The sequence below is a fragment of the Nonomuraea sp. KM88 genome, assembly GCF_052245635.1.
Classification (GTDB): domain Bacteria; phylum Actinomycetota; class Actinomycetes; order Streptosporangiales; family Streptosporangiaceae; genus Nonomuraea.
On record NZ_JBQQCC010000011.1, the window covers coordinates 173,082 to 187,424 of the forward strand.

A 14,343-nucleotide genomic window follows, 5' to 3' on the forward strand; every position below is an offset into this window, starting at 1 on the left:
ACGACGTAGACGGTAAGGACCCAGGCGACCCCGCGAATCAGTCTCCTGACTGGGTTTCGCGGTATGCGCCGGGGCGGCGACCTGGCGGATCCGTTCCGGCAGGGCACGCGTGGTTCAGCCGGTGCGGCGGGCCGCGGCACTCCGGCTTGAGCTAGCATCGGCCGATGTCCTACCTCATGGCAGCTTTCGCGGTGTGCGTGGCTGCCGTAACAGCGCTGGTCCTCGCCCGCCGCCGCCTGACGATCGTGACGGTGGCGGGGAGCAGCATGCTGCCCACCTACCGCCCGGGAGACAGGGTGCTGGTGCGGAAGATCGCCCTCCGGCGACTGCGGCGCGACCACGTGCTGGTGTTCGAGCCGTGCGGCCCCCAGGGCTGGAGCAGGGGCCCGCTGCCACGGCCAGAAGCCGCCGAGTGGGTCATCAAACGCCTGGTCGCCTTGCCTGGCGATGCAGTGCCGCCGCAGGTCATCACCGCCGTCGGCGCCTCCGAAGGCGCGACGGTGCCGCCGGGGAATCTGGTCGTGGTCGGGGACGGCGTGGACAGTGCCGACTCCCGGATCTGGGGCTACCTACCGGACGACCGCGTCCTGGGGGTGGTGGTGCGCACGCTGTCGCCTCCCGGAGTGGCCGGGGCGGGCTCATAACCCGAGGCCTGCAGGTCGAACAGCCGCGCATAGACGCCGCCCGCGGCGATGAGATCGTCGTGACTTCCCCGTTCGACGATCCGCCCGTCATCCAGCACCGCGATGAGGTCCGCGTGCCTGATGGCGCCGAGCCGGTGGGAGATGAGCACGCTGGTCCGGCCCTGCCTGAGCCGGCGCAGGCTCATATGCACGGCATGCTCGGCCTCGGCGTCGAGGCCGGAGCTGGGCTCGTCCAGGATCAGCAGGTCACGATGGCGTCTCATGAGGGCCCGAGCGAGGGCGACCCGCTGCCATTGACCGCCCGAGAGCACGACCCCGGACTCCTGATCGTGCTCCCCGAAGAAGGTCCTGCTGAGCAGGGTGTCGTAGCCGCGCGGCAACGCGCTGACAGTCCCATGGACGCCGGCTTCGGCGGCGGCGGCCTCGATGCGGTCCCCGCCGTTGTCTCCGGCGGAGGCCAGGTCGCCCAACATGATGTTCTGCCCGGCCGTCAGATCGTAGGACATGTAGTCCTGGAAGACCGCGCCGATTCGTTCACGCAGGTCGACGGGACTGACCTCGCGCAGGTCCGTCCCGTCCCAGCGAATGACTCCGCGGTCCGGGTCGTACATCCGGCACAGCAGCTTGACCAGGGTGCTCTTGCCTGCGCCGTTGAGTCCCACCAGTGCCACGGACCGGCCGTACGGGATGAACAGGTCGATGCCGCGAAGGATCCAGGCATGATCGCTGGAGTAGCGGAACCAGACGTCCCGTAGCTCGATGCCGGCGCGCAGCGCGGGCAGCGGGGCAGGTGCGGCTGGAATCGGCAGGTCCGGCCGGTCCCGCACCACGGCGAGATAGTGCCCGAACAGCAACAGAGCGTGGTGCGCCTCGGCCCACTGCCCCACCAGGGAGCCGAGCGCCGCCTGCACGCCTGCGGTCGCGGCGATGAAGACGGTCACATCGCCGACGCTGATGCCGCCCCCGGCGGCGCTCACGACCGCCCACAAGATCCCGGCCCCGGCTACGGCCGTCCCCAGCAGCGACAGCAGCCCATGATGGCGCAGGGCACTCCTGTCCAGGTCACGTTCAGCGGTGTTGACCGTGCGCAACTCGGCGAGCATCAGTCCGCGCAGGTAATCCCCCAACCCGAACAGGCGGACCTCCTTTGCCGCCTCCGGCGTGGTGAGCAGGGAGCCGAAGAAGATCTGCCGCCGCATGTTGGGCGTGATCCGCGCCTGCACGGCCGCCCGGCGGCGGCTCAGCGAGAGTTGCACCCCCACCGACGGAAGCGCGGCCACGATGATGATCGCCACCAATGGCGGGTTGATCGCCGCAAGCGTCGCGACGAAACCCGCCATGGTCACCAGGGCCTGGCCGGCCGCCAGCGAGGAGGTCACCAGGCGGTCGGGAGCGGTCTCGCCCGCCTCGGTACCCAGCCGCAGATCATCATGGAATCCGGGATCCTCGAACCTGCTCAGTCCTGGATGGATGTTGACGGCTGCGAACAGGCGGTCATAGATGAGTGTCCTGAGCGTGCGGCGCAGCTGCCCCTGCACATACGTCGACAGGGAGGGCGCGGCGATGAGCACCAGCCCCGCCACCGCCAGGGCGGCCGTCACCGGCAACAGCCGGCCGAGGTCCTGCCGGGTCGCCAGGCCGTCGATGACCAGCTTGGTCAGCCATGCCGTCAGGACCGGGGCAACGCCGGAGACCAGCGCGATCACCACCGAGCCCACCGTCGCGAGCGGGTGCGCCCGCCAGCTGAGCGCGGCAGCCGTACGGGCACGCTCGGGCAGCGAGCCCGCGCCCGGCCGGGAACCGGGGACGCTCACGCCAGTGCCGGCCCGGACAGCTCGGCGGGGTCGCCCGCAACCGCAACGATCACTGCGCCGGCGTCGACCAGGAAAAAGGTAGGGTACGAGGTCACCTGGAACGCCTTGCCCACCGGCCCTTCATGCGGCTCGACCACGATGGTGGCCGCTTGTGCCAGGTCGTCGGCGTAGATCGCGGCGTCGCCGTCGTCGGCCGCGATGATCGCCAGCGTCTGCCCGGCCGCCTTGGCGCGCTCGACGAACCCCGGTAGGTACACCCTGCAGACCGAGCAGTCGGTCGAGAACACCCCGACGAGACAATAGGGCGCCGACGCCCCGCCGGCAGTCTCCGCGCCGGTGAAGAACCCACGCGAAATGACGCTCCCGTCGAGACTCACCGCGGTGAAGTCCGGCAGTTCCGTGCCCGGCAGGGCAAATGGCGGCGGCGTGAACAGGTCGTCCAGGCGGCTGCCGTGCTCACGCAGGCGGCGCGTGACGCCGAGCACCAGCAGCAGGTTGACAGCGGTCAGGCAGCCGAGGAGGATCACGGCGGCGACCAGGTACGGCATGAGGCGGTCCTTGGATGAGGGCTGAGGGCGTTCGCGGAGGGCGTGACCCCTGCGTTTGACCGGCCGGCCGGCCGGCGAACAGGTCCGCGAGGTCGTCGAGGAGGACGACCGCCAGCGCGGCAGCCGCGCCAGCCACCAAGGCGATCACGGCGCCGGCGGGATGCAGGCTGTCGGGCGGGGCTTCCCGATGAGCCGCCACACCCGCCGCAGCGGCGAGAACGAGGAGCAGGTTGCGGATCAGATGCCGGCCGCCCAGCGGCGACGCCGTGGCGCCGAAACATCGGCAAGGGGTCCGGGCGCCGGTGCGGATCACCCGCCCGATCGCCGCGCAGAAGGTCAGGAGCACGGCACCGGCCAGCACGAGACCGGCCGGCGCCGTCCCTTCGGCCACCAGCAGTACGACGACGCTCGCCTCAGCGGCAACGACAGCGGCGCCGACGGCGACCGTCACCCTGGAAGGTAGACCGGGAAGCACATCAGGCACCGACCCGGCGAACCGGCCGAACGCGTTCTTGCTTCTGAGCTTGCCGAGCACCGCCACCAGAAAGACCAGGCTGATCGCGCAACGCAAGCCCAGGGCCACATACTGCATGTTCGACTGAGACGGCTCGTCGATCAGGCAGGGTTGCAGTACGTCCTGCCGGCGACGATGCAGCACCGGAGGCGGTAGAAGGGGGAGGGGTACTCATACCAGCACGTCTCGGCGTTGGCCGTCGTGCTGGGCAGTACTCGGTCAAGGAGCCGGTCGGCCAGGTGATTGATGGAACGGAGCATGGGGGGTTCCTTCATTCAAGCCGACGTCATCACGACGCCTGCAGCCGATGGGCGTGCATCACCCTCGTGTGCAGAAGGGCGATCGATCATGCCCGTATCGACCGCAAACCTAACTGTCGTGCCGCCCGGAGAATAGGTACATCATCAAAACCCAGTCACCTGTCATATACGACACGCCTCCGCACGGTGTTGTCCCACACGGGTGCTCGTCGACCGACATATAACCCGTATCTCATGGATCGGCCATGAGCAGCAGGGCTGGACGCGGCCGCGGCGCGCGCTTGCGATGGCGAGGCCGGACTCGGCGAGACGGCGCCGCTGGAATACGTGGGCTCCGGATGGGAGAGAGGCTGAAGGCTGGGGATGAGTGGACCGATCACACTTTGATCTTCACCACCCGACTCGGAGGCGCATGGGGCGATCAGGCGGAGATCTCCATCAGTCCAAACTGATCAGGAGGGACGACCACCGCGTGATTCATCGAGGTCGAGTGCTCGGCGAATCTCATTCCGAAACGACAGCCACGGCACCCGGCATCGCCTCCGTTTGCAGAGCCGTTTCGACGATGCGGAGGCCGTATATCACCAAGGTATGTCCGACCGGCGGCATTCCCGCCCGGCATGCCATCTTCGCGGAACGGGACGACACCACGGAAGACTGCAACCTGATCCGGTTTGCATGATCGGCCCCCGCGAACCCAGCGGAGTAGACGGATAGCGAAGTATCTGAATGCCCAGCGTCAATGACAACTTAACTTGATGTCTGCAGACTGGAAATCGGAAAAGCCCTTGCGGCCCACGAGACCACGTGGAAGAGAGCCGCCTGCCCCTGTGGAGGGAACACGGTGAGTAAAATGCTACTCCGCGCCATTCCGGCTTCCGTCGGCGTGCTGTCTGCACTATTGGCGACAGCGGCCGTACAAGGGCCGGCTTCGGCATCAGCACGCGACACCTACAAAGCTAAGCACGGGTCTGACACTGCGACTGTCTGGATCGCCTCCGAAACGATCTATGTGAACGACGGCGAGAAGGATGGACGTGATGTCGTCGGGCAGGTCAAATGGTGGGATTCTCGGTACGCGCAGATACGCGTGCACAACGTATGGGACCGCAAAGCGGACGGTGAAAGCGTCACGGGCAACGCCCCTGGCCCTGTACGCGGAATCCGGGTCTGCGAGAACGATGGGACGCCCGACGGCGCGTGCTCCGCATGGGTAGGCTGACCGGCCCTCGCGGAGATGGGTGACTCGGGAGAACTCGCCTCCGGGTGCACGACACGCCACAACGCCGCGACCTCCTGATCGAGGAGGGCGTCAACCTTCGAGTCGTCCAGGGGGTCCTCCGCCACACCCGTGTCACCACGACAGAGCGCTACACCATGTCGCCACACTCCAGATGAAGGACGCCGGCCAGCGTGTGGACGAAGCCCTTGGGGGACCGGCCCTGACGGGCACCAGCAACCCTGATGTCCACAGGCAAGGAGAAGGCCCTCACCCGCTCTCAGGGTGAGGGCCTTCTGCCTGCGGAGGATCGGGGATTTGAACCCCGGATGGTGTTGCCACCAAACCGCATTAGCAGTGCGGCGCCATAGACCTGACTAGGCGAATCCTCCCGGAAGCCACCGCGGCTCAGCACAGCGTACCGGCCTTCAGGCGAGGCGGCAAAGCGATTCCCCGCCCGGCTTCGCCAAGAGTTATCAACAGGCTGTGGGTAACTGCCTGTGGACGAAGCCCGCCCACAGCGTGGACGGGCTTCAGGGCTGTGGATAACCCTACCCGCGGACGGCTGCGACCCCAACGGGCGTCAGGCGGGGTTGGCTTCGCCCTCGATCTCGATCTTGACCTTCTTGCCCACGAGCACGCCGCCCGTCTCCAGGGTCTGGTTCCAGGTCAGGCCGAACTCCTCGCGGTCGATCTCCGTGGTGATCGTGTAGCCCCACACGGCCTGGCCCCACGGGTTGGTGCCGGCGCCGCCGTACTCGACCGTGAGCTCGACCTCCTTGGTGACGTCACGGATGGTCAGGTCGCCGGCGACGGTGAACTCGTCGCCCTTGTGCCCGACCACGCGCGTGCTCCTGAAGGTGATCTCCGGGTATTTCTCGGCGGACAGGAAGTCGTCGCCGCGCAGGTGGCCGTCGCGGTCGGCGACGCCCGTGGTGATGCTGTCGGCCTTGATCGTGAGCTCGGCGGACGACTCGATCGGGTTCTCGGCGATCGTGACCGAGCCGCTGAAGGTGTCGAACGAGCCGCGGACCTTGCTGACCATCATGTGCTTCACCACGAAACCGACGCGGGTGTGGGCCACGTCGAGGTTGTAGGTGCCGGCGGCCGGGATGGTCAGAGACTCCCAGGTACGAGTGGTCATCGAGGTTCTCCTCAGAAGGGGTTCAGGTGCAGTTATCTGCAACAACAATTATGTACACGAGGAATATTCCACTCGTCAACTATCGTCGGTTAGGCTGTGAGTGTGCTGAACTTCGACGACCCCCGGCTGACGGCCATCGGACTCCTGAGCGAGGCGTACGCCGGTCTGATGGCCCGCTTCCAGCCCGTGCTGACTGCGGCGGGGTTGTCCGAGATCGACTTCGAGACCCTCATCCGGCTGGCCCGCTCGCCCCGGCAGCGGCTGCGGATGAGTGATCTCGCCGCCCAGACCGGGCTGTCCACCAGCGGCGTGACCAGGGTCGTCGACCGGCTCGAACGCGAAGGGCTGGTGCGCCGCGAGGCGTGCCCCACCGACCGCAGGGCCTCCTACGCGGTGCTGACCGACGCCGGGCGCGAGCGGCTGGAGACCGTGGTGCCGCAACATGTGCAAGACATCGACGACTGCTTCACCGGGCTGCTGAGCAGGTCCGAGCTGGAGGCGTTCCTGGGCAGCCTGCGCAAGATCAGAGCCGTCGTACGCCCCTGCGCCACCGCCGGCGCGGTCGAAGCGGAGGCCGAGGCGCCGGCCTCCTCGTGAGGAGAGGGCCGTCGCCGGCTTCCTCATGACGAACGCGGAGAGAGGCGTCGGGCCTCAGCGTGACGGCAGCAGGGCGCTTCTCAGCTTGGCCATCGCCCGCGACACCGTGCTCTTGACCGTGCCGACGCTGATCCCCAGCGTCCTGGCGATCTCCGGCTCGGTCATGTCCTCGTAGTAGCGCAGCACGATCGCCGCCCGCATCCGCTCGGGCAGTTCCTCCAGCGCCTGTTCGAGCTGCTCGTGCACCTCGCCGCCGCCCACCGGCTCGGACGTGGTCGCCTCGGGCAGGTCGGCCGACGGATATTCCTCCAGCTTGCGGCGCCGCCACTGCGAGATGTTGATGTTCACCATGGCCCGCCGCACGTAGCCGTCGAGTGCGCCCCTGTCCTCGATGCGATCCCAGGCCAGGTACGTCTTGGTCAGCGCGTTCTGCAGCAGGTCCTCGGCGTCCAGCGGATGCCCGGTGAGCTGGTTGGCCGCGCGCAGCAGTGCGGGCCCGCGGGCCTGCACGTACTCGCGGAACTCGTCTTCCCAGCCGGTGGTCTGCATCGTGGCCAGAATCGCAGCCCGATGCCCTATTGGGCCTGAACCGGAATTCAGGTTTCGGCCCACCCACGACAAAGGTCCGTCAAGGTCGGTGGCGGTTTGTACGCCGCCGGGTGTCTAGTCACTTCCCCGGGGTTGCGTATTTTGCTCTTGTCTGCCCCGGTACGGTGTAAGCCACCCCCAAGTCGTGTGAATCTAGTACCCGACGAGGGAGGGGCGCATGGGGTATCCGAGCGTTGAGCGCCGCCGGGTGCTCGCCGCCGCCGTACTGGGTCGCGATTCGGATCCCGCTCCGGACAACGCGGACCCTTTACGCGCCGTCGCCGGCGAGATTCTGGACGTCAGCCCGCACCTGATCATCATCGAAACCCCCGGCGGCGCCGAGGAACGGCTCGTGATCGCGCCGTGGGCCACCGCGTGGCACGGGCGGGACGCGGCTCCCACCGACCTTCCCGTAGGGGCCATGGTCATGATGCGCGCCTTACGCGACGGGCGGGTGGTGGAGCGGATCTGGGCCGACGCCACGCGCGTCACGGGAACGATCCTGTCCATCCAGGGACGCAGGGACCTGACGGTCGAGCTCGACTGCGGCCCGCACCGTGGCCACCGGACGATCACCATCCCCTACCGGGCTTCAGGACGGATCCAGGTACGGCATCCCAAGTTCGAGCCCGGTTACCTGTTCGACGCGATCGGGATCAGGCAGGACGGCAGGAGCCTTGCGCTGCTCCCCGCGACCTCCCAACCTCCTTACCCGGCGCGGGCCGTGCCCTCGCCACCGCACGTGCACGCGGGGATGGCGGGCGGCATCTCGGGCACCGCCACCTGGTCCGACACGTTCGACGAGGAGGAGCGGGGCGCGGCCTACCCGATGCTGGAGCGGGCCGACACCGGCTGCGCCCAGGCGGGGGTGTCGTGCGCCGGGCTGCCGTACCTGTCGGTCGGGTCGCTGCTCCGGGTCACGAACGTGTGCTCCGAGCGCGCCGCCGACGTGCCGGTGGTGGCGTGCGGATGTCTGGCCGGGCGGTTCTGTGACCGGTGCGTCGAGTGCGACACCTCGCCGCGCGGGCGGATCGTCGAGCTGTCGCCGTTCTCCTACGTGGAGCTCGGCGGTGACCTGGTCAAGGGGTGCTTCAACGCTCAGATCGGATTGGGGTGACGCACGTGTGGGAATCGCAGCTCCCGCTGCTGGTCGTGCTGCTCGTTCTGGGCACCATGGCCAAGGTGGCTACGGTGCGCTCGGGGGGTGAGCCGGGCGCGCTGTCCAATCTGGGGCCGGCGGTCCTGGTGCCGGGGCGCCTGCGGGTTCCGGCGCTGCTGGCGTGCGCGGCTGGCGAGCTGGTGCTGGCCACGGGCCTGCTGGTGACCGACCACGCGATCTTCAGGTGGGCGACGGTCGCCTTCTTCGCGATGTCCACGTACGTGCTGCTGGAGCTGCGCAGGCGGCGGCCGGACGCGGGGTGCGGCTGCTTCGGCGAGGTGAGCTCGGCGCCGGTCGGGCTGCGTTCGATCGGCCGGACCGTGGTGTTGACCGGGATGGCCGGGGTGTCGGTGCTGGCACCGGTGCCCGGGTGGGTGGCCGTGTCGCACCCGTCGTGGCTCACGGCCGCGGGGGTGGCCCTGCTGCTCGGGTTGTCGCCGGAGATCGACGAGCTGATCGAACGCGCCCGCTTCCGTGCGCCGTGCGAGCGGCGGCGCGGCCCGTCGGAGTCGGCGACGCTGGCCCGGCTCAGGTCGAGTGGCGCCTGGCGCACCCACCGGGACGGGCTGGCGTCGCCGGAGCCGTACGACAGCTGGCGCGAGTTGTGCTGGCGGTTTTTCGCCTTCCAGAACCACGACCACGACGACGTCGTCTTCGCCGTCTATCTCAGCGGCCGGCGCCCGGCGGTGCGGATGGCCGTGGTCGGTTCGGAGGGCAGCGAATCTCTGACGGAATATACGCCAGTATCGGCCTGAAGCTAGAGAGCGTTAGATTTCGCTCTACAGGCAGGCTGATATAGCTCTATTGGGCTGTCTAGCTTCCCCACTAGACAGCCCAATAGAGGTCTAGGGGCGTCGCTCAAACGGGTTGAGCGCGCAGGAACTTGCCGAAGTGCGGCACCGTGAACGCGATCAGGCCGCGCTCGGCGCTGTAGATGAGCCCTTTCTTGATGAGGCTGTCGCGGGCGGGCGAGAGGCTGGACGGCTTGCGCCCGAGGGCGTCGGCCACCTCGGCGGTCGCGACCGGCTCGTCGCCGATCTGCGCCATGGCGTGCATGTAGTCGCGCTCGGCGGGGGTGGCCCGCTCGTAGCGGCTGCCGAAGAACCCGACGGCGAGCTCTTCCTCGGCCTCCGGGGCGGAGACCTTGACGTCGTCGATGGTGATCGGGCTGCGCGGCGCGAGATCCCACGCGACCTTGCCGTAGGCCTGGACGAAGTAGGGATAACCGTCGGCGGCTTCGTAGAGGGCGTCGAGCGCCTCCTGGGTGAACTCCACCTCCTCCTCGCGCGCCGGCAGGATCAGCGCCATGTCGGCGGCGTCGCGGTCGAGCTTGTCGATGCGCGCGTAGCGGAAGAGCCGCTCGGAATAGCTCTTGCTGGCCGACAGCACGCTCGGCAGGTGCGGCAGCCCGGCGCCCACCACGATCAGCGGCCCGCCCGACTGCGACAGCTCGTGGCAGGCGGCGCAGAGCGCGGAGACGTCGGCGGGCTGCACGTCCTGCATCTCGTCGATGAACAGCGCGATGCCCACCGCCAGGTCGGTGGCGACGCCGGCGGCGTCGACGAACAGCTCGGTGAGGTCGATCTCCAGGTCGCCGGAGTCGGCGCGCCCGCGGCTGGCGGGCACCTCGATGCCGGGCGACCAGTGCGAGGTGCCCTTGGCCGCGGACGGATCGCGCATGGCGAACGCCTTGAGCACCCCGAGGAACTCCTCGATGCGCTCGGGCGCGCGGTGACGCGGGGCCAGCTCGCGGATCGCCATGTGCAGGGCGGCCGCGACCGGCCGCCTGATCGACTGGTCGGGCCGGGCCTCGATCTTGCCCGTGCCCCACAACCGCTGCATGGCCATGGACTTGAACGTGTTGAGCAGGACGGTCTTGCCGACCCCCCGCAGGCCGGTGACGACCATGCTGCGCTCGGGCCGCCCACGGGCCACTCGCTCCAGCACGACCTCGAACTGCTGCAGCTCTCGATCGCGCCCGGCGAGCTCCGGCGGACGCTGCCCGGCGCCGGGGGCATAGGGGTTGCGCACAGGATCCACGCTCTCGGACTCTATTGCCGGATATAGCGGCCGTCTTAGATTTGGGAAGAAAGTGCTACGGCGTGTCCGGACAGGGGCCAGTGCGAGCACCGTCATCGGACACACCCCCTCCCACCAGGCCGAACCCTTGTTCGATTGCGGTACTGAAGACTGTAGCGCGGACTCGAACATCTATGCGATGGTTTCGAGTAAAGATCTTCGCAACAGCTCGACGCGTCCTGCTTAAGGCGGCGAACTTGGCAGCCGCGCCACCCGGGCAATAGCGTTCGGGACCATGCGGACCTTCGCGAACGTTCAGGAGCTCAAGGCGGCCGTCGGCGAGACCTTCGGCCCGACCGAGTGGCAGACGGTGACCCAGGACCAGGTCAACCTCTTCGCCGACGCCACCCATGACCACCAGTGGATCCACGTGGACGTGGAGCGCGCCAAGGAGGGCCCGTTCGGCGGCACGATCGCGCACGGCTATCTGAGCCTGTCGCTGCTGCCGTCGTTCATGTTCGAGATGGTCAAGGTCGAGGGCATCGCCATGGGCGTCAACTACGGCCTCAACAAGGTCCGCTTCCCCCGGCCGGTGCTCGTCGGCGCACGCATCAGGGCCACCGGCGAGCTCACCGACGTCAAGGGCACGCCGGCCGGCTACCTGTCCAACCTGAAGATGACGATCGAGATCGAGGGCGAGAAGCGCCCGGCCTGCGTCGCCGAGACCCTCAGCCTCTACGTGCCCGCCCAATAGCGTCAGAGGACGATCGCCGCGATCGCCGCCAGGCCGATGAGGGCGAGGTAGGCCAGCACGAGCCGGGTGTCCCTGAGCAGGCACTTGCTCCGGGTCAGCCCGGCTCGCCGCGCCCTCCAGTAACCGGCGAACCCCAGCACCGCGAACGCCAGCACCGCCCACGGCCCGAGCAGCCAGGCCAGCAGCGCGACGGTCGCGTACACGCACAACCGGAGCGGATCGTACGGCTCCTTGTTCACAACACCACCTCGAACGGGGCGCGTGGCCGCGCGGCCACCGCGGACAACCGCTGCCGGGAGAGCTGCGGCCAGGCCTGCACGGCGCAGAACGGCGCGCACTGGTCCTGCTCGGCGCGCGTCCCCACGTGCACGCAGCACTGTGTGAGCCGCTCCTCGATCATGGTCGAGATGTCCATGAACGGTTTGACGGTGATGCGCACGATCCGCTCCCCCATCATCCTGCGCAGCTTCTTCCGCCGGCCCGGCAGGGCCGACGACGCCAGGGTGAGGAGGGTGGAGACGCCGAGGTCGCAGTTCTCGCAGATGTTGCGCCACAGGTCGCCGATCTGGGGGTGCGAGAGCGACGACTGCTCCGACAGCAGCCCGAGCAGGGACTCCTGTACGGCCAGCCGCAGCTCGCGCGGGATCTCCGAGTCGGCGATGCGGTTGGAGACCAGGCCGAGGTTCTCCTTGAGCCGGTCGTGGCCGATCAGCGCCGTCAGCGAGCGCCACTCGCGGGCGTCGTCGCGGATGAGGTAGCCGACCGAGCAGCAGTGCGGGTGGGAACAGGGCAGCGCGGTCAGGTCGCGCCAGGTGACCAGGCCGCCGGTCTGCGGGCCCAGGCGGCTGAGCACGCCCGTGTGCGTGAGGCGGTCCTCCGGGTCGATGGTGCCCGACCTGCCGGAGCCGAACTGGGGCTGGAGTGACACGCCTCCGACGTACGGGGTGTCGAGGGCGAGGCGTACGACGTCGCCGATCTCACCGTCGTTGACGCCGAGCGCGGCGGTCATGACGAGGGTGGTGAAGATCTCGCGTCCGGACAGGCGCTGCACGGCCTGGGCCTTGATGCGGGTGAGGTCGCCGCCCCTGTGGTGTTTCGAGGCCTCGGCGGAGCCGTCGTACTGGAGGTAGACCTCGACCCGCTCCCTGTGCTCGGTGAGCAGGTCGAGCAGGGCGTCGTCCCTGGCGATGAGGACGCCGTTGGTGTTGATCAGGATGCGGGTGACCGGGCGGTCCGCCAGCTCGGCCAGGAGGGTGCCGAGCTCGGGGTGGAGGGTCGGCTCGCCGCCGCTCAGCATGAGGACGTCGAGCTTGCCGTTCTCGCGCTGGAGGCGCTGGTCGACGTTCGCGAGGATGTCGGAGACGGGGACGATGCCGGTCCGGTCGGGCGAGCTGTCGGCGAAGCAGGTGGGGCAGCGCAGGTTGCAGGCTTCGGCGATGTCCTCGAGGAGGATGCAGGTGTGCTGGGTCTGCATCTCGGGGAGTCCGTGGAGGTAGGCCTCGGGGATCGGGAGGAAGTTCCCCGATATATCCGGCATGTGCTGCTTGGTAGGGGCGGTCCATTCCTCCAGGTACGCCATGATTTCTGGGTCTTCGTCGTACAAAGTCCGGATATATCCGTGTTCTCGGCATCCGCGTTCCAGCCAGACCTTGCCGTCACGCTCGGCCAGATAGCCGCTCAGCCGCTCCACCCGGTCGAGGTCCCGGCCATGGCACCTCGGGCAGAACGCGTTGACGTACCTGAGAATGCGGTCGCCCCGCAGCCCCATCCCTGTGCTCACGACAGGACCTTCCGGTTGAAGAGGGAAACGTAGTAGCCGCGCCGCCAGCCGTACCCGAGCCTGAGGGCGAGCAGCAGCACGCCCGGGATCAGGAACCACTGCGGCCTGGTCAGATCCAGCCAGACCGTCTCGTTGGCCCTGGTGAACTCGACGAGGAAACGGAAGACGGCGTACGCGGCGACGTAGAGGGTGAACAACTCCCCCGGCTGGGTGAGCCGTTCGCGGGCCCAGAGCAGCGCGGCGAACGCGGCGAGCTGGAAGACGATCTCGTAGACGAACGACGGATGCATCGCCTGGCCGGTGAGGCAGCCGGGGCATTCGGGGGTGGTCGCCGGGGCGTGCACGCCCCACGGCAGGTCGGTGGGCCTGCCCGGCGCCTCCGTCAGATGGCAGCCGATCCGGCCGACCGCCATCCCCAGCGCCACGGCCGGGGCGAACAGGTCACCGGTGCGCTCCTTGTAGCCGATGAGCTTCTTGGCCACCAGGACGCCCGCGTACGCGCCCGTCAGGCCGCCGAGAATGCTGCGGGAGCCGTACAGCCAGAGGTCCTTGGCGTCGAGCGTCTCCAGCCAGCCCGCCAGGCGCATCCCGATGGCGCCGCCCACCAGAGCCCCGGCGACAGCGATCAACGACTGCTCGCTGAGCGCCCCACGCCTTCTCGCCTCCCGCACGAAGACCACGGAGGCCACCAGGACGCCCAGGCCGACGAAGATCTCGTGGTAGGGCATGCTTCAGCCGTACAAGCTGGGGTTGAGCCCCGTGCAGAGACCGGCGGTCAGGATCGACCAGAGCGCCCACCCGATCATCAACCCGAGCCCGGTGCCCCTCGCCCAGACCTTGCCGCGGACCAGGCACAACCCGATGCCCGCGCCCAGGCCGACCAGGGCGAGCACGGCCGCGCCGACGATCACGTAAGGGGTGGAGCTGCCCTCGGCTTCCATGGCGGCGACGAAGACGGCGAACCCGAGCACCGCGTTGATGAGGCTGTAGACGGTCAGGCCGACGAACACGAACGCGACCAGCACACCGGTGGAGGCGCCGCCCGACGGGGGCGGCGGGCCGTACGGGAGGTGCTGGTAGGGCGGTTGTCCCTGGTGCGGACCTTGCGGGCCTTGGGGCCGACCCTCGTGCGGCGGCCCTTGAGAGGGAGGTCCTTGGGACGGAGGCCCCTGCGGTGGCACCCACCGCTGCTCCGGCCCTTCATCACCCGGCGTGCTCACTGACGCTCACCTCCTAGTCGGGATCAGACTAGGAGGAACCGGTTGACATTGGCCAACAGGCCCCGGCTAGGCATACAGCTCCG

Annotated in this window: 15 protein-coding genes and 1 tRNA gene; 5 read left to right on the forward strand and 11 right to left on the reverse strand. The window is 68.6% G+C overall.

From position 1 onward, the window contains the following. Window positions 1-164 precede the first annotated feature (164 nt). A complete protein-coding gene (locus ACTWPV_RS29820) occupies window positions 165-644 on the forward strand; it encodes a S26 family signal peptidase (RefSeq protein WP_443154325.1) in 480 nt (159 codons plus the stop codon). Here ACTWPV_RS29820 and ACTWPV_RS29825 read toward each other — a convergent pair. The 5 genes from ACTWPV_RS29825 to ACTWPV_RS29845 all read right to left on the reverse strand — a co-directional run bounded on the left by ACTWPV_RS29825 (window position 566) and on the right by ACTWPV_RS29845 (window position 6,143). Further along, window positions 566-2,458: an ABC transporter ATP-binding protein gene (locus ACTWPV_RS29825; protein ID WP_443154326.1), complete on the reverse strand. Its 1,893-nt coding sequence runs from the start codon at window positions 2,456-2,458 to the stop codon at window positions 566-568. The two genes, ACTWPV_RS29820 and ACTWPV_RS29825, sit on opposite strands and share 79 nt — an antisense overlap. After that, on the reverse strand, window positions 2,455-3,006 hold the full coding sequence (locus tag ACTWPV_RS29830; protein ID WP_443154327.1) for a TlpA family protein disulfide reductase: 552 nt from the start codon (window positions 3,004-3,006) through the stop codon (window positions 2,455-2,457). The genes ACTWPV_RS29825 and ACTWPV_RS29830 overlap by 4 nt, the downstream gene beginning before the upstream one ends. After that, entirely contained in the window at window positions 2,915-3,664 is a 750-nt protein-coding gene (locus ACTWPV_RS29835) for a MauE/DoxX family redox-associated membrane protein (protein ID WP_443154328.1), read from the reverse strand. The genes ACTWPV_RS29830 and ACTWPV_RS29835 overlap by 92 nt, the downstream gene beginning before the upstream one ends. Window positions 3,665-5,302: 1,638 nt before the next feature. Continuing rightward, window positions 5,303-5,391 (reverse strand) — tRNA-Ser (locus ACTWPV_RS29840). 191 nt (window positions 5,392-5,582) lie between these two features. Next, the gene (locus ACTWPV_RS29845; protein ID WP_443154329.1) at window positions 5,583-6,143 is read right to left on the reverse strand and encodes a YceI family protein; all 561 of its coding nucleotides are present in this window, start codon (window positions 6,141-6,143) and stop codon (window positions 5,583-5,585) included. Window positions 6,144-6,245: 102 nt separating this feature from the next. On the opposite strand from ACTWPV_RS29845, the gene ACTWPV_RS29850 reads away from it, so the two are divergent. Beyond that, on the forward strand, window positions 6,246-6,740 hold the full coding sequence (locus tag ACTWPV_RS29850) for a MarR family winged helix-turn-helix transcriptional regulator (protein WP_443154330.1): 495 nt from the start codon (window positions 6,246-6,248) through the stop codon (window positions 6,738-6,740). 54 nt (window positions 6,741-6,794) lie between these two features. On the opposite strand, the gene ACTWPV_RS29855 is transcribed toward ACTWPV_RS29850, so the two are convergent. Then, on the reverse strand, window positions 6,795-7,289 hold the full coding sequence (locus ACTWPV_RS29855) for a SigE family RNA polymerase sigma factor (protein ID WP_443154331.1): 495 nt from the start codon (window positions 7,287-7,289) through the stop codon (window positions 6,795-6,797). 217 nt (window positions 7,290-7,506) lie between these two features. Here ACTWPV_RS29855 and ACTWPV_RS29860 point away from each other — a divergent pair, with 217 nt between their 5' ends. Both ACTWPV_RS29860 and ACTWPV_RS29865 read left to right on the forward strand, forming a co-directional pair. After that, window positions 7,507-8,445 (forward strand): hypothetical protein, encoded by a 939-nt coding sequence (locus tag ACTWPV_RS29860; RefSeq protein ID WP_443154332.1) that lies wholly within the window; start codon window positions 7,507-7,509, stop codon window positions 8,443-8,445. Window positions 8,446-8,450: 5 nt separating this feature from the next. After that, window positions 8,451-9,242: a MauE/DoxX family redox-associated membrane protein gene (locus ACTWPV_RS29865; RefSeq protein WP_443154333.1), complete on the forward strand. Its 792-nt coding sequence runs from the start codon at window positions 8,451-8,453 to the stop codon at window positions 9,240-9,242. A gap of 103 nt (window positions 9,243-9,345) precedes the next feature. Here the strand turns inward: ACTWPV_RS29865 and ACTWPV_RS29870 are convergent, their stop codons facing one another. Next, window positions 9,346-10,527 (reverse strand): ATP-binding protein, encoded by a 1,182-nt coding sequence (locus tag ACTWPV_RS29870; RefSeq protein ID WP_347646017.1) that lies wholly within the window; start codon window positions 10,525-10,527, stop codon window positions 9,346-9,348. A gap of 274 nt (window positions 10,528-10,801) precedes the next feature. On the opposite strand from ACTWPV_RS29870, the gene ACTWPV_RS29875 reads away from it, so the two are divergent. After that, window positions 10,802-11,260 (forward strand): MaoC family dehydratase, encoded by a 459-nt coding sequence (locus ACTWPV_RS29875; RefSeq protein WP_132590854.1) that lies wholly within the window; start codon window positions 10,802-10,804, stop codon window positions 11,258-11,260. Window positions 11,261-11,262: 2 nt separating this feature from the next. Here ACTWPV_RS29875 and ACTWPV_RS29880 read toward each other — a convergent pair whose 3' ends face one another. The 4 genes from ACTWPV_RS29880 to ACTWPV_RS29895 are packed head-to-tail and all read right to left on the reverse strand — an operon-like array spanning window position 11,263 to window position 14,065. Then, window positions 11,263-11,499 (reverse strand): hypothetical protein, encoded by a 237-nt coding sequence (locus ACTWPV_RS29880; protein ID WP_347646015.1) that lies wholly within the window; start codon window positions 11,497-11,499, stop codon window positions 11,263-11,265. After that, window positions 11,496-13,040 (reverse strand): radical SAM protein, encoded by a 1,545-nt coding sequence (locus ACTWPV_RS29885; protein ID WP_443154334.1) that lies wholly within the window; start codon window positions 13,038-13,040, stop codon window positions 11,496-11,498. Before ACTWPV_RS29885 ends, ACTWPV_RS29880 begins: the two co-directional genes overlap by 4 nt. Continuing rightward, entirely contained in the window at window positions 13,037-13,768 is a 732-nt protein-coding gene (locus tag ACTWPV_RS29890; RefSeq protein ID WP_443154335.1) for a prolipoprotein diacylglyceryl transferase, read from the reverse strand. The genes ACTWPV_RS29885 and ACTWPV_RS29890 overlap by 4 nt, the downstream gene beginning before the upstream one ends. Before the next feature lie 3 nt (window positions 13,769-13,771). Beyond that, entirely contained in the window at window positions 13,772-14,065 is a 294-nt protein-coding gene (locus ACTWPV_RS29895; RefSeq protein ID WP_347646012.1) for a hypothetical protein, read from the reverse strand. Window positions 14,066-14,343 lie beyond the last annotated feature (278 nt).

Coding starts and splice junctions, on each gene's coding strand:
- ACTWPV_RS29855 (WP_443154331.1), bottom strand. CDS start 7,289: ATGCAGACCACCGGCTGGGAAGACGAGTTCCGCGAGTACGTGCAGGCC.
- ACTWPV_RS29845 (WP_443154329.1), bottom strand. CDS start 6,143: ATGACCACTCGTACCTGGGAGTCTCTGACCATCCCGGCCGCCGGCACC.
- ACTWPV_RS29820 (WP_443154325.1), top strand. CDS start 165: ATGTCCTACCTCATGGCAGCTTTCGCGGTGTGCGTGGCTGCCGTAACA.
- ACTWPV_RS29860 (WP_443154332.1), top strand. CDS start 7,507: ATGGGGTATCCGAGCGTTGAGCGCCGCCGGGTGCTCGCCGCCGCCGTA.
- ACTWPV_RS29875 (WP_132590854.1), top strand. CDS start 10,802: ATGCGGACCTTCGCGAACGTTCAGGAGCTCAAGGCGGCCGTCGGCGAG.
- ACTWPV_RS29830 (WP_443154327.1), bottom strand. CDS start 3,006: ATGCCGTACCTGGTCGCCGCCGTGATCCTCCTCGGCTGCCTGACCGCT.
- ACTWPV_RS29890 (WP_443154335.1), bottom strand. CDS start 13,768: ATGCCCTACCACGAGATCTTCGTCGGCCTGGGCGTCCTGGTGGCCTCC.